We start from the raw sequence: 18,457 nt of genomic DNA, 5'->3' as shown, positions 1-18,457 counted from the left end.
GATCAGTTCCTTTCGGCGGTGCGCCGCCAGCGTTCGATGCGGAATTCGGTGCCGTTGGCGGCGGTCCGCCAGCCGTCGGCGGGTTCGGCGGCGGCCAGCTCCCAGCCGTCCTCCAGTGCGGGGGCGTAGGTGTCGCCGTCGACCTCCGCATTGATGACGGTGACCACGGCGGTGTCCGCCAGCGGCACCGCCGCGGCGAAGACCTGGCCGCCGCCGATCACACAGACCAGCTCCCCGCCGTCGGCGGCCCGGGCGGCGTCGAGGGCCTCGTCGAGGCGCTCGACGGCGATCCCGCCGGCCTGGCGGACGTCGTCGGCGGTCGCGGGGTCGCTGGTCAGGACGATGTTGGTGCGGCCGGCGAAGGGCCGGAAGCGCGGCGGGATCGAGGCCCAGGTGCGTCGGCCCATGACCACCGGGTGGCCCATGGTCTCGGCCTTGAAGTGCGCCATGTCCTCGGGGAGGTGCCAGGGCAGGTCGCCGTCGCGGCCGATGACGCCGTCGACGGTCTGGGCCCAGACCAGGGCGATGAGTGCGTTCTGCGGGGAGGTCATGGGGCTCTCACGGTTCCTGTGGGGGTGCGGCGGGGAGATGGGCGAAGCGGTCAGACGGCGATCGGCGCCTTGATACCCGGGTGGTGCTGGTAGTCGAGGACCTCGAAGTCCTCGAGCGTGTAGTCGAAGATCGACTCGGGGAGGCGGGCGAGCCTCAGCCCGGGGTAGGGGAACGGCTCGCGCTCGAGCTGGCGGTTCACCTGGTCCAGATGGTTCCCGTAGATGTGGACGTCGCCGCCGGTCCACACGAACTCGCCGACCTCCAGCCCGGTCTGCGCGGCGACCAGGTGCGTCAGGAGGGCGTAGGAGGCGATGTTGAAGGGCACCCCCAGGAAGAGGTCCGCGCTGCGCTGGTAGAGCTGGCAGGACAGACGGCCGTCCGCCACGTAGAACTGGAACAGGGCGTGGCAGGGCGGGAGCGCCATGTCCTCGAGCTCCGCGACGTTCCACGCGCTGACGACGTGCCGGCGCGAGTCCGGGTTGGTCCTGATCTGCTCGATCACGCGGGCGATCTGGTCGATGTGCCCGCCGTCCGGCGTCGGCCACGAGCGCCACTGGACGCCGTAGACCGGGCCGAGCTCGCCGTCGTCATCCGCCCACTCGTCCCAGATGGTGACGCCCTGCTCCTGCAGCCAGCGGACGTTCGAGTCGCCGCGGAGGAACCAGAGCAGCTCGAGCGCCACGGACTTGAAGTGCACGCGCTTGGTGGTGATCAGCGGGAACGACGCGGAGAGATCGAACCGGATCTGACGGCCGAAGACGCTGTGCGTGCCGGTGCCGGTGCGGTCCGATTTCACGGTGCCGTTGGCCAGTACGTCGCGCAGCAGATCCTCGTACGGGGTGGCGATAGGCATGCGCCCCAGTGTAGTGGAGGCGGAAGTCGGCCGGCGGGTCAACCGCAGCGGCGGATCGGCGCTACGCCAGCAGGTCCTCGTACTCGGGGTAGCGCGTCAGGTAGTCCTGCACGTAGGAGCACTCCGGGACGATCTTCACGCCCTCGCCGCGCAGCCGGTCCAACACCAGCGTGACCAGGGCGCGCGCGTACCCGCGGCGGCCGTACGCCTCGCTGATGATGGTGTGCTGCAGCGTCGCGACGCCGTCGTCCAGCGCGTAGCCCAGGAATCCCACGTAGGTGGCGCCGTGCCAGAGGCTGTAGCGCTGGCGCCCCGGGTCGTGGTCCAGCCGGAGCCCCTCGTGCACGATCTTCTCGGGCGCTGCGGTCATCGTTCCTCCTGCGCGTTCGTCCGGTCCCGCGGGCGTGGCGTCCGCCACACCGCCTGCGCTCAGCCTAGCGCCGACCGCCCCGAGGAGGGGGGACCGGTGCCCGCCTTCCCGGGCGTCAGTCGTCGTACGCCTCGACGACCTCGATGGAGACGATCCGCCCGTCGCGCGTCTGCTGCGCGACGATCGCGGCGCCGGGGCGGAGGAACGGGTCGGAGTCGGGTAGGAACGCGGCCACCGGCGCCGTCGTGCGCTGACGCAGCAGCTCGATCGCGATCGGCAGCACCGGTCGGTGCGTGCACACCGCTGCGGGCACGCGCTTGTCCAGGAGCTTCTCGAACGACTGCTGCGCCTTGTACGGGCGCCGCTCCGCCTCGGCCTCGGTGATGTTCTTGATCAGCTTGAGCTTGCCGTCCTGGGCGTGCGCCACCGGCGACATAGTCTGCACGCAGCGCTTCCACGGGCTCGACGCCAGCTTCATCCGGCCCCAGCAGCTGAGCAGCCGGCACACGGCCCACGCCTGCCGCTGCCCCGTCGCCGCCAGCGGCCGCTCGCCCTCGGCCTTCGTCCAGGACGAGCGCGGCTTGGCCTTGGCGTGGCGTACGACGACGTAGGGCGTGGTCGCGAGGGTGCCCGCCTCGTGCGCCGCGATCAGCGCGTCCAGGGGCTCGACGTCGCTGGGATTCGTCAGCTGCCGGCGCGCCTCGCCTGCGGTGACCCACGCGCAGCGGTCGACCTCGTCGCCGTCGGGCACGGGACGCTCCGAGACCTCGGCGGCCCAGTAGTAGACCGCCTTGGGCCCGGACTTCACCTGGTAGCGGATGGCCGGCAGCGGGATCCCGAGGACGACGTCGAGCCCGACCTCCTCGCGGGTCTCGCGGACCGCGCACTCGGGCAGGGTCTCGCCCGCGTCGCGCTTGCCCTTGGGCCAGGACCAGTCGTCGTAGCGCTCCCGGTGGATGAGCAGCAGCTGCAGCTCGCCGTCGCGCAGGCGCCAGGGGAGGACGCCGGCCGCCACGACGGCGGGGGAGTCCACCGTGTCCGGCCGGTCGGACGAGCGGCGCATCGCCACCACTAGCGGCGGACCGATCCGCGCTTGCGGGATTCCAGCAGCCATGTCTGGACGTCGATCAGGGGGCGCCCCTCGGCGTCCCGGTGGTGGCGGGTCCACTTCCCCTCCGCGCCGAGGTGCCAGCTCGACGTCGCGTCGTCCAGGTACCGGTCCATGATCCCGCTGAGCTCGGCGATCGACTCGCGGTTGGACAGCCGGACGAGGGCCTCCACGCGGCGGTCCAGGTTGCGGTGCATCATGTCGGCGGAGCCGATGTAGACGACCTCGTCGCCGCCGTTGCAGAACATGAAGACCCGGGAGTGCTCGAGGAACCGGCCCAGGACGGAGCGGACCCGGATGTTCTCGCTCAGCCCGGGCACGCCGGGGCGCAGCGCGCAGATGCCGCGGACCACGACGTCGACGCTCACGCCGGCCTGCGAGGCCCGGTACAGGGCGTCGATGATCGCCTCGTCCACCATCGAGTTGACCTTGATCACCACCCGGGCCGGCAGACCCGCCTTCCGGTTGGCGATCTCGTGCTCGATCTGGTCGATCAGGCCCGAGCGCAACGAGCGCGGGGCGACGAGGAGCCGCTTGTAGGTCGAGCGCGGGGCGTAGCCGGAGAGCTGGTTGAACAGCCGGGAGACGTCGTCGCCGACCTGGTCGTCGCAGGTGAGCAGGCCGAAGTCCTCGTAGTAGCGGGCGGTGCTCGGGTGGTAGTTGCCGGTGCCGATGTGGCAGTAGCGGCGCATCCGCTCGCCCTCGCGCCGCACCACCAGGGAGAGCTTGCTGTGCGTCTTCAGGCCCACGATCCCGTAGACCACGTGCACGCCCGCCTGCTCCAGCTTCCGGGCCCAGGAGATGTTGGCCTGCTCATCGAACCGGGCCTTGATCTCCACCAGCGCCAGGACCTGCTTGCCGGCCTCGGCCGCGTCGATCAGCGCATCCACGATCGGCGAGTCGCCCGAGGTGCGGTAGAGCGTCTGCTTGATGGCCTGGACCTGCGGGTCAGCCGCCGCCTGCTCCAGGAACGCCTGCACGGACGTGGAGAACGAGTCGTAGGGATGGTGCAGCAGGATGTCGCGCCGGCGCATGGCCGCGAACACGTTGGCGGCCTTGGACGTCTCGGACTCGTTGAGGTAGCGCGAGGTCTGGGCCAGCTGCTTGGGGTAGTGCAGGTCGGCGCGGTCGATCCGCCCGATGACGCCGAGGCCGCGCAGGTCCAGCGGCGCGGGCAGCTCGAACACCTCGTCGCGCTCCACGCCGAGCTCGCGGACCAGCAGGTCCAGCACGGCCGGGTTGATGTCGCTGCCGACCTCCAGCCGGACGGGCGGCCCGAAGCGGCGGCGCAGCAGCTCCTTCTCGAGCGCCTGCAGGAGGTTCTCGGCGTCGTCTTCCTCCACCTCCAGGTCCTCGTTGCGGGTGACCCGGAAGGTGTGGTGCTCCACCACCTCCATGCCGGGGAAGAGGTGCTCGAGCTGGTAGGAGATGACGTCCTCCAGCGGGATGAAGCGGGCCCGGGTGCCCGGATCCTTGCCCGGGCGGCGGCCGTCCACCGAGACCAGGCGCGGGAGCGTGTCCGGGACCTTGACGCGGGCGAAGAGCTCCTTGCCGCTGGTGGGGTTACGGACGATCACCGCGAGGTTGAGCGAGAGCCCGGAGATGTAGGGGAACGGGTGGGCCGGGTCGACGGCGAGCGGCGTGAGGACCGGGAAGACCTGGTCCACGAACCACTGGTGGAGCCGCTCCTGCTCCTCCTCGCCGAGGCCGTCCCAGGAGACCAGGTGGATGTTCTCCTGCTCCAGGGCCGGGCGGATCTTCTCGGCGAAGACCGCCGCGTGGCGCTCCTGGAGGCGGCGGGCGCCGTCGAGGATCCACTCGAGCTGGACGGTGGGGCTGACGCCGGCGGCGGAGGGCACCGCCAGCCCCGTGGCGATCCGGCGCTTGAGGCCGGCGACGCGGACCATGAAGAACTCGTCGAGGTTGGACGCGAAGATCGAGAGGAAGTTGACCCGCTCCAGCAGGTACAGGTCGTCGTCCTCGGCGAGCTCGAGGACGCGCGCATTGAAGTCCAGCCAGCTGAGCTCGCGGTCCAGGAAGCGGCGCTCGTTGGTGAAGTCGCCCTCCGGGCCGAGCGTCGGCTCGAACTCGGGCAGCTCGATGCGGTCCTGTGTGGCCCTCGCGGCCGGCATGTCCCGGTCGCCGAAGGTATGCGTCTTGACGGTGTTCATCTCACGTTCCCTCCCGGGCCCCTGACTGCTGCACGGACGCAGAGCGGGACCGGCATCGTCGCAGTTCAACGACAACATTACCGGCGAAGCCGCCGCATCCGGGGCCGCATCGGAATCAGGCCCGCGGACCGAACATCACGTCGACGTCCCAGCGGGTGAACCCGAGCCGCTCGTAGAGCCCCACCGCGGCGGTGTTGTCCGCGTCGACGTAGAGCATGACCCCGTGCACGCCGCGACCGAGCAGGTGGTTGATGCCGGCCACGGTCAGCGCCCTGCCGAGCCCGGTGCCCTGGGCGCGCGGGACCACCCCGACGACGTAGACCTCGCCGATCGCGGCGTGCTCCCCGGTCTCATCCGTCGCGGCCGGGTGGACCTTGGTCCAGTGGTAGCCGAGCACGTGGTCCTCGGAGTCGACGGCGAGGAAGAAGCCGGCCGGGTCGAACCAGTCCTCGGCCAGGCGCGCCTTGAGGTCGGTCAGGGTCAGCCCGCCCTGCTCGGGGTGGTGCGCGAACGCGTCGGCGTTGGCGCTGAGCCACCGCTGGTCGTCGTGACCCGGCACGAACGTGCGCAGCCGGACGCCCTCGGGCAGTGCGGGCTGCTCCAGCGGGGTGTGGCCGGTGAGCCGCATCCGCCACAGCTCGCGCACCGGCACGAACCCGTGGCGGTCCGCCAGGCGGGCGGCGCCGTCGTGCTGACCGTGGGACCACGCGCGCAGCAGCTGCACGTCCGTCTGGGCGGCGACCACGTCGGCGAGGGCGCCGCCGATGCCGTCACAGCGGAAGCGCGGGTGTACCACGAGCTCGAGCACCCCGGGCCCCTCCACCGTCGGCTTGGGCAGGACCGCCACCGCCACGCCCACCAGGTCCGCGCCGTCCAGCGAGGCCGGGGCCGGGGCACCGGCGGCGGGGGACTCGGAGAGGTAGGCGAGCGCGACGAACAGGTCCGCGCTGCCCGTCCGCAGCTCCACCAGGGTCTGCTCGGAGAGCGGGGGGTTCCCGTCGGCCGCGGCGGCGTCCGCGGCGAGGGCCTCGATCGCCTCCAGCTGCTGGGGGGTGGGGGCGGACGTGCGCGTGCGGATCGTCCAGTCGGTCGTCGCGGTGGTGTCGGCGTCGCTCATGGCACCAACTTAGCCCGGCAGCGGCCCGGCGGGCTACGCCCCGGGGCGTTCGGCCGCTAGGCTTCGACGCCGGCCTCGGAGTCCGCCGGCTGGCGCGGCGCCGTGAACCGGTAGCCCACGTTGCGCACGGTCCCGATGAGCTGCTCGTGGTCCGCGCCGAGCTTGGCGCGCAGGCGGCGGACGTGCACGTCCACGGTGCGGGTGCCGCCGTAGTAGTCGTAGCCCCACACCTCGTGCAGCAGCTGGTCGCGCGTGAACACGCGGCCCGGGTGCTGCGCCAGGTACTTCAGGAGCTCGAACTCCTTGTAGGTCAGGTTCAGTGGCGCGCCGTGCACCTTGGCCGTGTAGCTGGCCTCGTCGATCACGACGCCGGCGGCCCGGATCTCCGTGGGGTCGTCCTCCGCGGGGGCCTGGGTCCGCGACGCGGCCAGGCGCAGCCGCGCCTCCACCTCCGCCGGGCCGGCCGACTCGAGGACGACGTCGTCCGCCTTCCACAGCCCGGACACGGCGGCCATCCCGCCCTCGGTCAGGACCAGGATGACGGGCACGGACGTGCCGGTGGTGTGCAGCAGCTGGCAGAGGGAGCGGGAGCCGGAGAGGTCCCGGCGGGCGTCCACCAGGACCACGTCCGCCCGGTCCGCGTCGAGCAGCGCCGTCGCCGAGGCGGGCAGCACGCGGATGTCGTGGGCGAGGAGCTCGAGGGCCGGGAGGACGCCGGCCGACGCCTCCGCGGTGTTCGTCAGGAGCAGGATGCTCGCCATTTCCGGTTCTCCTCTGTGCCGTGGGACCGTGCGTCGGATGACCGAACACGCCGGTGGGCCGGATGCGTTCCAGTATAGGAGCGGCCCCGTTTCCGGCAGATTGCGCGTGTGTCGCCCCGGTTACACGCGCCCGCCCCCGCCGCTGCTGTCGCCCGGTCCCGCGCGGGTAGGGCAGGATGGAAACCGTGAGTACACGAAGCCCGGCCCCGACCGCGATCGTCGCGCCGACCGCCGTCGTCGGAGCCGCCGCACTGATCTCCGGCGGGCTGTTCGCCGCCGCGCTGGGGGCCGAGGCCGCCACGGAGGGCGCCGCCGCCGTGCCGATGGCCGGGATCGTCGGCGTGCTGGTCGCCGCCTTCGCCTACGGCTGGCCGCGCCTGCTCGGCCTCGCCGGCCGCTGGCACGTCACCTGGCTCCTGCTCCTGGTCGGCTTCGCCTCCGCGCTCGCCGCGCTCTGGACCCCGCTGCCCAACCCCCTGCAGTGGCTCCCCGTCACCATCGCCGTGGGCGTCCTGGCGACCTTTGTCACGCAGCTCGTGCGCGGCACGGGCACCAGCCAGCGGCTGGAGGCGACCCTGGGGTCGCTGCTCGGCGTCGTCGTCGTCGCCCTCGGCTCCGGCTGGGTGGGCGTCGTGACGACGGCGGCGCTCGCCGGGACCCCGCTGACGGTCCCGGTGGCGGCGGGGGCGGTGGCGCTCGGGACGCTCGGCGTCCTCTGGGCCCTCGCGCAGCGCATCCCGCGCGTCGGGATCTGGGGCGTGGCGGCCCTCGGGATCGGCCCGCTGCTGGCCGCCGGGAGCGCGGCCTACTTCGTCCAGCGCCTGCTCTCCGCGTGACACCGCGCGCTTAGCCGCACGCGCCCGCGCGAACTAGTATGGGGGCCATGGAAAACTACCTGGCACTGGAAATCTTCTTCATCAGCCTGCTGGTCGTCGCGGGTCTGGGCATGGCCGGCGTCGCCGGGCTGGTCATCTCCCGCCTCTTCAAGGGCCAGAAGTAGATCAGGAGCCCCCGCTCTATGCCGATCGAGATCCCCACGAACCTGACCCCGGAGCTCGTCCCCCTCTCCTGGCTGCTCGGCACCTGGGAGGGTAGCGGCCGCCTCGGCGAGGGCGCCGTGGACGACGAGTACTTCTTCCAGCGCGTCGAGTTCACGGAGAACGGCCAGCCGTTCGTCCAGTACCGGGCCGAGAGCTGGCTCGTGGACGAGGACGGCAACGTCCTCCGCCCGCTCGCCGTCGAGCAGGGCTTCTGGCAGCTCCGCCGCGAGCAGGTCGACGCGGACTCCGGGCCCGGCATGGTGCCCTCGGACGTGGTCCCGGCGCTGCGCACCGCGGACGACGTCGAGCAGCTGCGCTCCGCGGACGGGTTCCCGATCCAGGCGAACATCGTCCACCCGGGCGGCATCTCGGAGATGTACTACGGCACCATCAACGGCCCCCGCGTGCAGCTCGAGACGGAGGAGGTCATGCGGGCCGACGGCTCCAAGGACTACGCCCACGCCACCCGCATCTACGGGCTCGTCAACGGCGAGCTCTTCTGGCGCTGGGACTCCCGGCCCGCTGGCGAGGACCTGGCCGCGCACGCCTCCGCGGTCCTGAAGAAGCAGCAGTGACGGCCGGCGAGGCGACGGACGGCGCCGGCGGGCAGCGCCGCGGCCCGGCCCACCTCTCCCCGCTCCTGGCCCGCCCGGGTGCCGTGGCCGGCACCGGCCTCGACGCCGGCGTCGCCGCCCACTACGGCGAACCGCTCCCGGAGCAGCGCCGCCTCGAGCGCGGCCAGGCGGTCGCCGACCTGTCCCACCGCGGCGTCGTCACGGTGACCGGTCCGGACCGGCTGAACTGGCTGCACACGCTCTCCTCCCAGCACCTGCTGAACCTGCGCCCGGGCGTCTCCGCCGAGGCCCTCTTCCTCACCGTCCAGGGGCGCATCGAGTTCGACTGCCGGATCGTCGACGACGGCGAGGCCGCGTGGCTGATCGTCGAGGCCTTCGAGGCCGCGCCGCTGGCCGCGTGGCTGGACTCCATGCGCTTCATGCTGCGCGTCGAGGTCGCGGATGCGTCCGCGGACTGGGCCGTGATCGGCTCCACGACGGCGTTGGAGGGTCCCGAGGACCGGCTCGCCTGGACGGACCCGTGGCCGCACGTCCAGGCCGGCGGGTTCGCGTACTCGGTCGCCGAGCACCCCGGGGCCGAGCGGACCTGGATCGAGTCCCTGGTTCCGATGGCGGAGCTGGAGGCGGCGGTCGAGGGCCGGCAGCTCGCCGGCACCATGGCGGTCGAGGCGCTGCGCATCGCCGCCTGGCGCCCCCGGCACGGACTCGACACCGACGAGAAGACCATCCCCCACGAGCTCGACCTCCTGCGCACCGCCGTGCACCTGGAGAAGGGCTGCTACAAGGGCCAGGAGACCATCGCGCGCGTCCACAACCTGGGCCACCCGCCGCGCCGGCTCGTGTTCCTGGACCTGGACGGCAGCCACCACACGCTGCCGGAGGTCGGCTCCGACGTCCTCTTCGACGATCCCGGACGCGGCGAGCGCAGCGTGGGCCGCGTGACCTCGGCCGCCCTGCACCACGAGGCCGGGCCGATCGCGCTCGCCCTCGTGAAGCGCACCGTCGACCCCGAGGCGACCCTGTCGATCGTGGCGGGGGAGGACCGGCTCGCCGCCGCCCAGCACGTGATCGTCTCGCCGGACGCCGGGAAGACGGTCGGCCGGCAGAGCGGATTCCTCCGCGGGCCCCGCTGACCCCGCCAACGGGTTCACCCCGTCGGGGCACGCAACAGCAAACAGGGAAGCGTCCCGGACCGCTCGGTCCGGGACGCTTCCCTGTTTGCTGGGCCCGCCTCCGGGCGGGCGCGCTACCCGAAGAGGATCGCGGCCTCGTCGTAGCGCTTCTGCGGGACGCGCTTGAGGTTGTTCAGCGCGGCCTGGAACGGCACGCGGATGATCGAGGTCCCGCGCAGGGAGACCATCATGCCCCAGGCCTCGTCGGACACCGCGTCCACGGCGGCCATCCCCAGCCGGGTCGCCAGGGTGCGGTCGAACGCCGTCGGGACGCCGCCGCGCTGGATGTGGCCCAGGACGGTCGCCCGGGACTCGATACCGGTCGCGGCCTCGATGGACTCGGCGAGCTGCTCGCCGACGCCGCCGAGCCGGGGACGGCCGAACGCGTCGAGCCCCCGGGTCGAGAAGGCCTCGTCGGCGCCGTCGGGGATCCAGCCTTCGGCCACGACCACCAGCGGGGCGCGGCCGCGCTCGGCGGCCTGGCGGACCCACTCGTTGACCTGCTCCATGGGGACGGACTGCTCGGGGATGAGGATCGCGTGCGCGCCCGCGGCCATGCCGGAGTGCAGGGCGATCCAGCCGACGTTGCGGCCCATGACCTCGGCGACCATGCAGCGGTGGTGGGACTCGCCGGTGGTGCGGAGCCGGTCCATGGCCTCGGTGGCGATGGACACGGCGGTGTCGAAGCCGAACGTGTAGTCCGTTGCGTCGAGGTCGTTGTCGATGGTCTTGGGGACGCCCACGATGTTCAGGCCGGCGTCGGTGAGCCGCTTCGCGGCGGCCAGGGTGCCCTCGCCGCCGATCGCGATGACGGCGTCGACCCCGATCTCCGCCATGGTCCGGGAGATGTTCTCCGGCCCGCCGCGCTCGCCCTCGAAGGGGTTGGTGCGGGAGGTGCCGATGATGGTGCCGCCCTGCTTGGAGATGCCGCGCACCTCGGAGCGGGGGAGCTCCATGACGTCGCCCTCGACGAGGCCGCGCCATCCGTCGCGGAGGCCCACGAACTCGTGCTCGTAGGTCTTGATGCCGTTGAGGACGGCGCCGCGGATGACGGCGTTGAGGCCGGGGCAATCACCGCCGCTGGTCAGAATGCCGATGCGCATGCGTTCTGCTTCCTGTCTCGCTGTGGTCGGCAGATGCCGAACTGACTGATGAGCACGACGCTGGGCTGACATAGATGCTAGCAACAAAGGAGACGGCCGCCACAGCCGGAGCTGCGGCGGCCGTCGGGTGCGGCTCGGAGGTTGTCAGCGCGTACCGCTGACGAGCTTCTCGAGGGCGATCGTCCCGTCCTCGTAGGGGATCAGCAGCCAGGCGACGACGTACGCGCCGAGGCCGACGACCGGCAGCAGGAAGGACAGCAGGACGCCGATGCGGACGAGCGTGACGTCCCAGCCGGTGCTGTCGGCGACGCCGCCGGCGATGCCCGCGACCACGCGGCGTCGGCTGCGGCGGAACTTGATCGAGCGGAGCATGTCGAAGAACTTGTCCATGGCGTCAGCCTCTCATATGGGGGTCGGGGGTGCCAGTGCTGTGGATGGGATCGGAACCGGGGCCGTCGACGTCGCGGCGCCGGCGGGTGGCGGCGATGCCGCCGATCACCATGATGGCGCCCGCGCCGATCAGGATGAGGACGACGACGATGGCCGGGTTCACCGCCACGTCGAGGAACGCGTTGGTCAGGAGGGCGATCGCGACGACGAGCGACGCGAGCCCGAAGACCAGCGTGCCCAGCGGGACGCCGCGCCTGATCGGCCGCTGGGCGGGGGCCGGAGTCGGAGTCGGAGCCGGGGGTGCCGGGGCCGCGGTCCGGGACCAGGCCGGCTCGTCGCCGCCGTGGGGCGCCGTGGGCCCGGCTTTCCGTTCGGCACGCTCCGGGTCGGCGGCCTCGGGCTGATCCGTCGATTCCGTCGCGTCGATTCGCTCGGTGGTGTCGGTCCGTCCCGTCGCGTCGATCCGCTCGGTGGTGTCGATCCGTTCCGTCGCGTCGATCCGCTCGGTCGGCTGGTCGGTCCTCGGCGGGAGGGGCCGCGTCGGCTGGTCGCCGATGGGCTGCGTGGGCCGGTCGCCGGCGGCGTACTCGTCGGCGGTACGTTCCTCGTCGGCCGCTTCGAGCCGGCGGCCGTCCTCGGGGATGTCGGGGTTGTTCACGGGGTGACCTCCTCGGTCTTCGTCTCCACCACGTCGATGGTGACCTCGTTGAAGGCGCCGTTGAGCACCAGGCGCAGGGCGGGGCCATCGGTCGTGCCGGTGATGAGCAGGTCGTTCGGGCCGCTGAGGCCCTCGAACTCCTGCACGTGCTCCTGTTCGCCGCCGTCGGATCCGGCGCCGCCGCTGCGGGTGATGGTCAGGTCCGCGAAGGCGCTGTTGGCGTCCACGTAAACCGGGATGCTGTCCGGGACGCGGATGGTGGTGTCGCTGAAGGCCAGCGCGAGCGGGACCGTCACGTCGTCGGTGATCGTGCCCGCGTAGCCGGTCATGTCTAGCGTGTGGTCGGAGAACACGTATCCGCGCTCACCGGTCTCGGAGTCGATGGAGAAGGGCCGGTTCCAGTCCTGGCCCCACCGGTCCGGACCGTGGTCGCGGAGCCCGGCCAGACCGCCGAAGAGCAGCGCGGCGATGAGGGTCAGCACCGTCCAGCCGGTCAGGGCGCCGCCGCTGCGCTGGGCGAGCGCGCTCGTGACCACGCCGAGGGACAGGACTCCCAGGGCCACGGCCAGCGCGATCGCCAGCGCCGCCGCGCCCTCGGGCAGGATCCCGAAGTCGAGGACGTCGAGCAGGAACACGGCTCCGCCGGCGAGGACGGCCAGCCCCAGCCAGATCAGTGTGCCGCCGGTGCCGAGGGTGGGGTACATCGGCTTCAGTGGCCGCGGGGGCTTGGGCGGGCGGGGCGGCGCCGTGGACGACGTCGTGGTGCCGGCTGTCCCGGTGCCGGCCGCCGCGGTGTAGGTCGGAGCCGTGTACGTCGGCGGGGTGTATGTCGGCGTGGTGTAGGCCGACTCCGCGGGGGCCGTCCCAGTGCCGCCGGGCCAGGCAGCGGCGGAGGGATCCGCCGCGGCGGAGGCGGAGGCGTCGGACGGGGCGTCGGGGGCGGCGAACGCCGTCGTGCCCGTCGGGCCGCGCTCCGCGGGGCCCGGGACGCCGTCGTTCCGGCGGGTCCGGGCGATGAGGAACCAGGCCACGAGGCCGACGATGAGCAGCAGGATCACGTCGCCGCCGTCGAACCCGCCGTCGAACGCGTCCCAGGGGCGGAACCAGCCGAAGAGGCCGATCAGCGTGACGACGAGGGCGCCGGTGAAGCCGGTGGTCCAGTTGCCGCGGGCGACCTCCTGGGCGTGGATGCGCCCGTCCGGGCCGGGCAGCAGGGCCCACGCCGCGCCGTAGAGCAGCAGCCCGAAGCCCGTGAAGATCACCACCAGCGCGGTGAGCCCGCGGACGAGAATGGGATCGAGCCGGGTCCGGTCGGCCAGGCCGCCGGCGACGCCGCCGATCCACCGGTCGGAGCTGCGCGCGACGCCCAGCGACCGCAGCCAGCGGAAGATGGAGTTCTCAGGGGTGGGGTTCATGTCATCCATCCTTCTCCTCGGCGCCGCGGCGCACCATGAGGGGAGGCCCTGAACGGACCCTGAACCGGCCCCGGGGTACCCCGGGGCCGGGCCCTGAGCGGCGGTTCCGCGTGCTTTAGTAGTCCCATGACCGCCACCGCCACCGCCACCGGCAGCCCGCCGGGACCCGACGACGCCGCGGCCCAGCGCCCGGGCGGCGGGCGCGCCCCGCTGCTGCGCAGCGAGCCCGCCGTCCTCGCGGGAGTCTGCTCCGGGCTCGCCGCCCATCTGGGGACCGAGCCGTGGGTGGTCCGCCTGCTGATGGTCCTGGCGGCCTTCGCCGGAGGCGCCGGCCTCTTCCTCTACGCCTGGCTCTGGATCCTGCTGCCCAGCAGCACCGACGCGGCCCGGGCCTCCGAGACGCTCGACTCATCCCGCCGCCGCACCCTCGCCGAGGCGATGCGCGGCCTCCCGGGCGGCCTCGGCGACCCGGGCACCGGTCAGGCGCTGCGGACCGTGCTGATCGGCGTCGCCCTGCTGGCGGCCGGCCTGCTGCTGGTCGCGCAGCTGCTGGGCCTCGACCTGGCGTGGGGCTTCGTCTGGCCGATCGTGGTGACCGCCGTCGGCGCCGCCCTCGTCTGGACGCAGATCGACGCCGGCCGGTCCCGCCTGAACGCGGAGGCCGGGACGGAGCCGAGTCGCGGCGACGGCGGGTCCGGCCCGGAGGACCCGGACGCCCCGCGGCGGAAACGGCGCTGGATCCTCGGCGCCCGGCTGGCCGGAGGGCTCGCCCTCGTCATCGTCGGCCTGATGCTGCTGCTCGCCCAGAGCCTCCGGGTGGAGGCGATCTGGGCCGGTGCGCTGGTGTCGCTGGTGGTCCTCGCCGGCGTCGTGGTGGTGCTCCTGCCCTGGGGGCTGCGTTTCTGGCGGGACTACCAGGCCGAGCGCGCGAGCCGCATCCGCGCCGCCGAGCGCGCCGACATCGCGGCCCACCTGCACGACTCCGTCCTGCAGACCCTCGCCCTGATCCAGCAGCGCGCCGGCGACGAGGCCCACGTGGTCCGGCTCGCCCGTGCCCAGGAGCGGGAGCTGCGGCAGTGGCTCTACCGGGACGCGCCGCCGGAGAGGACCGACGTCGGGGATGCGATCCGGCACGACGCCGCCGAGTTGGAGGCGCGCTATCCGGTCCGGTTCGACGTCGTGACCGTCGGCCGGGTGGAGGGCGTCCCCGGTCAGGAGGCCCTGGTCCAGGCGGCCCGCGAGGCCATGATCAACGCGGCGAAGCACGCCGGCGGCAGCGTCTCGGTCTACGTGGAGAGCGGCCCGCGGGAGGTCGCGGTGTTCGTCCGCGACCGCGGCGAGGGCTTCGCCGTCGAGACCATCGCCGAGGACCGGCTCGGCGTGCGCGAGTCCATCATCGGGCGCATGCACCGCCACGGCGGCACCGCCCGCATCCGCAGCGGCCCCGACGGCACGGAGGTCCAGCTCTGCCTGCCCCTGAGCGGCGACGACGGACGCAACGGCAACGGCGGCGAGGGCTCCGGGCCCGGCCGCCAGCACGACCCCGCCGAGCACGAGCATCGGGCGCAGCGCCCGCACCAGGAGGAACAGGCATGAACCAGCACGACGACGCCGCCCCCGCCCCGCAGCCGGGCTCCCCGGGCGCGGGGGAGCCGATCCGCGTGGTGGTCGTGGACGACCACGCGGTCTTCCGGGCCGGCTTGAAGGCCGAGCTCGATGGCCGCCTCCGGGTCGTCGGCGAGGCCGCCACGGTGGAGCAGGCCGCCGCCGCGGTGCAGCAGCTGCGTCCGGAGGTCGTGCTCCTGGACGTCCACCTGCCCGGCGGCCGCGGGGGAGGCGGCGCCGAGGTGCTGGCCCTCTGCGCGGGGCAGCTCGCCGGGACCCGTTTCCTGGCCCTCAGCGTCTCCGACGCGGCCGAGGACGTGGTCACCGTCATCCGCGCGGGTGCCCGCGGCTACATCACCAAGTCGGCCTCCGGGAGGGAGATCTCCGACGCCGTGGTCCGGGTCGCCGGAGGGGACGCGGTCTTCTCGCCCCGGCTGGCCGGATTCGTGCTGGACGCCTTCGGCACCGGCGCGGCCGTCAGCGCGGACGAGGACCTGGATCTGCTCTCGGCGCGGGAGCTCGAGGTCATGCGGCTCATCGCCCGCGGCTACAGCTACAAGGAGGTCGCCAAGGACCTCTTCATCTCCGTCAAGACCGTCGAGACCCATGTCTCCTCGGTGCTCCGCAAGCTGCAGCTGTCCAACCGGCACGAGCTGACCCGGTGGGCCGTGGACCGCCGCATCCTCTAGCGGGCGAGGAGCCTCTGGATCCGGGCGACGCCCTCGGCCAGGTCCTCGTCGCCGAGGGCGTAGGACAGGCGGATGAACCCGGACGGACCGAACGCCTCGCCGGGCACGACGGCGACCTCGGCCTGCTCGAGGATCAGCGCCGCCAGCTCGGCGGACGTGGTCGGCGTGACGCCGCCGATCTCGCGGCCCAGCGCGCCGCGAACGTCCACGTACGCGTAGAACGCGCCCTGCGGAGTCGGCGCGTAGAAGCCCTCGATCTCGTTCAGCGCCGTGACCATCGCCTTCCGCCGCCGGTCGAAGGCCGTGCGCATCTCGTGCACCGCGTCCAGGGGCCCGGATACGGCGGCCAGGGCGGCCCGCTGGGAGACATTGGAGACGTTGGAGGTGGCGTGGGACTGCAGGTTGGTGGCCGCCTTGATGACGTCCTGGGGGCCGACCATCCAGCCGACGCGCCAGCCCGTCATGGCATACGTCTTCGCGACGCCGTTGAGGATGACCACGCGGTCGGCGAGCTCGGGGACAACGCTGGCGATCGAGGTGAACTCGACGCCGTCGTACACCAGGTGCTCGTAGATCTCGTCGGTGACGACCCAGAGGCCATGCTCCGCGGCCCAGCGGCCGATCGCGGCGACCTCCTCCGGCGAGTACACCGAGCCGGTCGGGTTGGAGGGGGAGACGAAGAGCAGGACCTTGGTCCGCTCGGTGCGCGCGGCCTCGAGCTGGTCCACGGTGACCTTGTACTCGGCCTCCGGGCCGGCGAACACGTCGACGGGCACGCCGCCGGCGAGCCGGATGGCCTCCGGGTAGGTGGTCCAGTAGGGGGCGGGCACGAGGACCTCGTCCTCGGGGTCCAGCAGCGTGGCGAACGTGTTGTACACGGCCTGCTTGCCGCCGTTGGTCACCAGGACCTGGGCGGCGGCGGCCTCGTAGCCGGAGTCGCGGAGGGTCTTGGCCGCGATCGCCTCGCGCAGCTCGGGCAGCCCCGCGGCGGGGGAGTAGCGGTGGTTCCGCGGGTCGCGCGCGGCCTCGACGGCCGCGTCGACGATGTACTCGGGGGTCGGGAAGTCGGGCTCTCCGGCGCCGAACCCGATCACCGGGCGCCCGGCCGCTTTGAGGGCCTTGGCCTTTGCGTCGACGGCGAGAGTGGCGGATTCGGCGATGGAACCGATGCGGCGGGAGATCCGGGACATGCGCTTCTGGCTCGCTTTCACTGGGGTTGCGGGGCGACGTCCCCAGCTTAGTGCCGCCCGCCCCGTCATGGTGCTCGGCGGGCCGTGCTCCGGCCCGGTTCGACTTGTGGCGATCCATTGCGTAAACTCTTACCTCGGTGTTGCGAAGCACCATGATCGAGCCGTGCAGTCGGTGGGACCCCGTCCCGACGGCAGGCGTCCGGCCGGTCGAAACAACCAAGGGTAGTGGCGCAATTGGTAGCGCAGCGGTCTCCAAAACCGCAGGTTGCAGGTTCGAGTCCTGTCTGCCCTGCGCAGTGGCAATCACGGATCCGTCCGTGACGTGCTCAGCGATAACCACGTCACGGTGTCTCGCGGGTCTGAGGGACCAGCGGGGCACCGTGACTGTTTCATCGGAAACCACCTGGATCGAGGTAGCGTGAGCGATAGCGCGGTGAGCGACTCCAACGACATGCGAGCTCCCGAGGCCGACAAGCGGGGGATCTTCGCCAAGATCGCGCTGTTCCTCCGCCAGGTCCTCTCCGAGCTGAAAAAGGTCGTCACGCCGACGAAGAAGGAATGGGTCAACTACACGATCACCGTTCTCTGCTTCGTCATCGTCGTGATGCTGATTGTCAGTGCACTGGACTTCCTGTTCGGCAACGCGTCGATCTTCGTTTTCACGGAACCGCTGGAACAGTAAGTCTCGTTGACGCGTGGCGACGGCCCGCTGCACGATGAACACTTCTGGTTAACCAGTGATAGAAAGCAGGAACGCAGTGTCCGATCAGGAACTCGAAGCCCAGAGCAACGAAGAGAACGTTGACCTGGCACCGGAGGCCGACGCCGAGGCGTCGGCCGAAGCTGCCGTTTCCGAGGGCGCGGATTCCGAGGACGCAGCGCCGGCGCAGGACGCGCCCGCCGCCGAGTCCGACGCCGTCCAGGAGGACGCCGACGCACCGGGCACCGAGTCGGCCACGGAGGACGCGGACGCCGCGGCCGAGGTCGACCCCAAGGAGGAGTTCCGGTCCAAGCTGCGCCGCCAGCCGGGCGACTGGTACGTCATCCACTCCTACGCGGGCTATGAGAACCGCGTGAAGGTCAACCTGGAGACGCGCATCCAGACCCTCAACATGGAGGATTTCATCTACGAGATCCAGGTCCCCATGGAAGAGGTCATGGAGATCAAGAACACCACCAAGAAGATCGTCCGCCGCGTGCGCATCCCGGGCTACGTGCTCGTGCGCATGGAGCTCACGGACGAGTCCTGGGGTGTCGTCCGCCACACTCCGGGCGTCACCGGGTTCGTCGGCAACGCCCACGACCCGACGCCGCTGAGCCTGGACGAGGTCTTCTCGATGCTCGAGCACACGGTCGTGACCGAGGAGGGCCCCGAGGGCTCCTCGAAGCCCGGCCGTGCGCCGATCACCGAGGTCACGGTGGACTTCGAGGTCGGCGAGTCGGTCACCGTCAACGACGGCCCGTTCGAGACGCTGCCCGCCACGATCTCCGAGATCAAGTTGGACACCAAGCAGCTCGTGGTCCTCGTGTCGATCTTCGAGCGCGAGACGCCGGTGACCCTCTCCTTCGACCAGGTCACCAAGATCCAGTAGCGATCCCGTAGGATTAACAAGCTTCGGCCCCATTCCGGACCGCTTTGACCGGATGGGGCCGTTCGGTTGCCGCGCCACGGCAATCAACCCCCTCCA

At 72.1% G+C, this 18,457-nt stretch carries 19 protein-coding genes and 1 tRNA gene; 8 read left to right on the top strand and 12 right to left on the bottom strand.

Going from position 1 to position 18,457, the window contains the following annotated elements:
- Window positions 1–2: 2 nt before the first annotated feature.
- The 7 genes from RIN46_RS10695 to RIN46_RS10665 form a co-directional block, all read right to left on the bottom strand.
- The gene (locus tag RIN46_RS10695) at window positions 3–551 is read right to left on the bottom strand and encodes a dihydrofolate reductase (RefSeq protein WP_309081157.1); all 549 of its coding nucleotides are present in this window, start codon (window positions 549–551) and stop codon (window positions 3–5) included.
- Between the two features lie 50 nt (window positions 552–601).
- Window positions 602–1,405, bottom strand: coding sequence for a thymidylate synthase (locus RIN46_RS10690; RefSeq protein WP_309081156.1), 804 nt, complete (start codon window positions 1,403–1,405; stop codon window positions 602–604).
- Between the two features lie 61 nt (window positions 1,406–1,466).
- Entirely contained in the window at window positions 1,467–1,775 is a 309-nt protein-coding gene (locus tag RIN46_RS10685; protein WP_309081155.1) for a GNAT family N-acetyltransferase, read from the bottom strand.
- 115 nt (window positions 1,776–1,890) lie between these two features.
- A complete protein-coding gene (locus RIN46_RS10680; protein ID WP_309081154.1) occupies window positions 1,891–2,838 on the bottom strand; it encodes an NUDIX domain-containing protein in 948 nt (315 codons plus the stop codon).
- An 8-nt stretch (window positions 2,839–2,846) separates the two neighbouring features.
- The gene (locus tag RIN46_RS10675) at window positions 2,847–5,054 is read right to left on the bottom strand and encodes an RNA degradosome polyphosphate kinase (RefSeq protein ID WP_309081153.1); all 2,208 of its coding nucleotides are present in this window, start codon (window positions 5,052–5,054) and stop codon (window positions 2,847–2,849) included.
- 115 nt (window positions 5,055–5,169) lie between these two features.
- Window positions 5,170–6,171: a mycothiol synthase gene (gene mshD, locus RIN46_RS10670; RefSeq protein WP_309081152.1), complete on the bottom strand. Its 1,002-nt coding sequence runs from the start codon at window positions 6,169–6,171 to the stop codon at window positions 5,170–5,172.
- Window positions 6,172–6,227: 56 nt separating this feature from the next.
- Window positions 6,228–6,932 (bottom strand): response regulator transcription factor, encoded by a 705-nt coding sequence (locus tag RIN46_RS10665; protein ID WP_309081151.1) that lies wholly within the window; start codon window positions 6,930–6,932, stop codon window positions 6,228–6,230.
- A 185-nt stretch (window positions 6,933–7,117) separates the two neighbouring features.
- On the opposite strand from RIN46_RS10665, the gene RIN46_RS10660 reads away from it, so the two are divergent.
- From RIN46_RS10660 to RIN46_RS10650, 3 genes are all read left to right on the top strand, one after another.
- Window positions 7,118–7,768, top strand: a complete 651-nt coding sequence (locus tag RIN46_RS10660) for a hypothetical protein (protein ID WP_309081150.1) — start codon at window positions 7,118–7,120, stop codon at window positions 7,766–7,768.
- 182 nt (window positions 7,769–7,950) lie between these two features.
- Complete coding sequence (locus tag RIN46_RS10655) at window positions 7,951–8,547, top strand: FABP family protein (RefSeq protein WP_309081149.1); 597 nt, start codon at window positions 7,951–7,953, stop codon at window positions 8,545–8,547.
- Window positions 8,548–8,612: 65 nt separating this feature from the next.
- Window positions 8,613–9,680, top strand: a complete 1,068-nt coding sequence (locus RIN46_RS10650; protein ID WP_309081267.1) for a folate-binding protein — start codon at window positions 8,613–8,615, stop codon at window positions 9,678–9,680.
- 113 nt (window positions 9,681–9,793) lie between these two features.
- Here the strand turns inward: RIN46_RS10650 and RIN46_RS10645 are convergent, their stop codons facing one another.
- The 4 genes from RIN46_RS10645 to RIN46_RS10630 all read right to left on the bottom strand — a co-directional run bounded on the left by RIN46_RS10645 (window position 9,794) and on the right by RIN46_RS10630 (window position 13,285).
- Complete coding sequence (locus RIN46_RS10645) at window positions 9,794–10,822, bottom strand: 6-phosphofructokinase (RefSeq protein ID WP_309081148.1); 1,029 nt, start codon at window positions 10,820–10,822, stop codon at window positions 9,794–9,796.
- Between the two features lie 144 nt (window positions 10,823–10,966).
- On the bottom strand, window positions 10,967–11,212 hold the full coding sequence (locus RIN46_RS10640) for a PspC domain-containing protein (protein WP_309081147.1): 246 nt from the start codon (window positions 11,210–11,212) through the stop codon (window positions 10,967–10,969).
- Between the two features lie 4 nt (window positions 11,213–11,216).
- Window positions 11,217–11,870 (bottom strand): hypothetical protein, encoded by a 654-nt coding sequence (locus RIN46_RS10635; RefSeq protein WP_309081146.1) that lies wholly within the window; start codon window positions 11,868–11,870, stop codon window positions 11,217–11,219.
- Window positions 11,867–13,285 (bottom strand): PspC domain-containing protein, encoded by a 1,419-nt coding sequence (locus tag RIN46_RS10630; protein WP_309081145.1) that lies wholly within the window; start codon window positions 13,283–13,285, stop codon window positions 11,867–11,869. Before RIN46_RS10630 ends, RIN46_RS10635 begins: the two co-directional genes overlap by 4 nt.
- 126 nt (window positions 13,286–13,411) lie before the next feature.
- Between RIN46_RS10630 and RIN46_RS10625 the strand changes: the two genes are divergently transcribed.
- Both RIN46_RS10625 and RIN46_RS10620 read left to right on the top strand, forming a co-directional pair.
- Window positions 13,412–14,881 (top strand): PspC domain-containing protein, encoded by a 1,470-nt coding sequence (locus tag RIN46_RS10625; RefSeq protein WP_309081144.1) that lies wholly within the window; start codon window positions 13,412–13,414, stop codon window positions 14,879–14,881.
- The gene (locus RIN46_RS10620) at window positions 14,878–15,579 is read left to right on the top strand and encodes a response regulator transcription factor (RefSeq protein WP_309081143.1); all 702 of its coding nucleotides are present in this window, start codon (window positions 14,878–14,880) and stop codon (window positions 15,577–15,579) included. The genes RIN46_RS10625 and RIN46_RS10620 overlap by 4 nt, the downstream gene beginning before the upstream one ends.
- On the opposite strand, the gene RIN46_RS10615 is transcribed toward RIN46_RS10620, so the two are convergent.
- The gene (locus tag RIN46_RS10615; RefSeq protein ID WP_309081142.1) at window positions 15,576–16,769 is read right to left on the bottom strand and encodes a pyridoxal phosphate-dependent aminotransferase; all 1,194 of its coding nucleotides are present in this window, start codon (window positions 16,767–16,769) and stop codon (window positions 15,576–15,578) included. The genes RIN46_RS10620 and RIN46_RS10615 overlap by 4 nt on opposite strands.
- A 219-nt stretch (window positions 16,770–16,988) precedes the next feature.
- Between RIN46_RS10615 and RIN46_RS10610 the strand changes: the two genes are divergently transcribed.
- From RIN46_RS10610 to nusG, 3 genes are all read left to right on the top strand, one after another.
- Window positions 16,989–17,061, top strand: a tRNA-Trp gene (locus tag RIN46_RS10610).
- 126 nt (window positions 17,062–17,187) lie between these two features.
- Window positions 17,188–17,451: a preprotein translocase subunit SecE gene (gene secE, locus RIN46_RS10605; RefSeq protein WP_309081141.1), complete on the top strand. Its 264-nt coding sequence runs from the start codon at window positions 17,188–17,190 to the stop codon at window positions 17,449–17,451.
- Window positions 17,452–17,527: 76 nt separating this feature from the next.
- The gene (nusG, locus tag RIN46_RS10600) at window positions 17,528–18,361 is read left to right on the top strand and encodes a transcription termination/antitermination protein NusG (RefSeq protein ID WP_309081140.1); all 834 of its coding nucleotides are present in this window, start codon (window positions 17,528–17,530) and stop codon (window positions 18,359–18,361) included.
- The last annotated feature ends 96 nt before the right edge of the window (window positions 18,362–18,457 follow it).

It is taken from the genome of Zhihengliuella sp. (genome assembly GCF_031178195.1).
Taxonomy (GTDB): Bacteria; Actinomycetota; Actinomycetes; order Actinomycetales; family Micrococcaceae; genus Zhihengliuella.
The sequence above is the reverse complement of the archived record's forward strand: the minus strand, read 5'-3'. Positions and strand labels throughout refer to the sequence as shown.

Excerpts from the sequence above, each read along its gene's own strand:
- RIN46_RS10695 (WP_309081157.1), bottom strand. The coding sequence starts at position 551 with ATGACCTCCCCGCAGAACGCACTCATCGCCCTGGTCTGGGCCCAGACC.
- RIN46_RS10680 (WP_309081154.1), bottom strand. The coding sequence starts at position 2,838 with ATGCGCCGCTCGTCCGACCGGCCGGACACGGTGGACTCCCCCGCCGTC.
- RIN46_RS10625 (WP_309081144.1), top strand. The coding sequence starts at position 13,412 with ATGACCGCCACCGCCACCGCCACCGGCAGCCCGCCGGGACCCGACGAC.
- RIN46_RS10655 (WP_309081149.1), top strand. The coding sequence starts at position 7,951 with ATGCCGATCGAGATCCCCACGAACCTGACCCCGGAGCTCGTCCCCCTC.
- RIN46_RS10620 (WP_309081143.1), top strand. The coding sequence starts at position 14,878 with ATGAACCAGCACGACGACGCCGCCCCCGCCCCGCAGCCGGGCTCCCCG.
- RIN46_RS10615 (WP_309081142.1), bottom strand. The coding sequence starts at position 16,769 with ATGTCCCGGATCTCCCGCCGCATCGGTTCCATCGCCGAATCCGCCACT.
- RIN46_RS10630 (WP_309081145.1), bottom strand. The coding sequence starts at position 13,285 with ATGAACCCCACCCCTGAGAACTCCATCTTCCGCTGGCTGCGGTCGCTG.
- RIN46_RS10640 (WP_309081147.1), bottom strand. The coding sequence starts at position 11,212 with ATGGACAAGTTCTTCGACATGCTCCGCTCGATCAAGTTCCGCCGCAGC.
- RIN46_RS10690 (WP_309081156.1), bottom strand. The coding sequence starts at position 1,405 with ATGCCTATCGCCACCCCGTACGAGGATCTGCTGCGCGACGTACTGGCC.
- RIN46_RS10685 (WP_309081155.1), bottom strand. The coding sequence starts at position 1,775 with ATGACCGCAGCGCCCGAGAAGATCGTGCACGAGGGGCTCCGGCTGGAC.
- mshD (WP_309081152.1), bottom strand. The coding sequence starts at position 6,171 with ATGAGCGACGCCGACACCACCGCGACGACCGACTGGACGATCCGCACG.
- RIN46_RS10665 (WP_309081151.1), bottom strand. The coding sequence starts at position 6,932 with ATGGCGAGCATCCTGCTCCTGACGAACACCGCGGAGGCGTCGGCCGGC.
- RIN46_RS10645 (WP_309081148.1), bottom strand. The coding sequence starts at position 10,822 with ATGCGCATCGGCATTCTGACCAGCGGCGGTGATTGCCCCGGCCTCAAC.
- RIN46_RS10675 (WP_309081153.1), bottom strand. The coding sequence starts at position 5,054 with ATGAACACCGTCAAGACGCATACCTTCGGCGACCGGGACATGCCGGCC.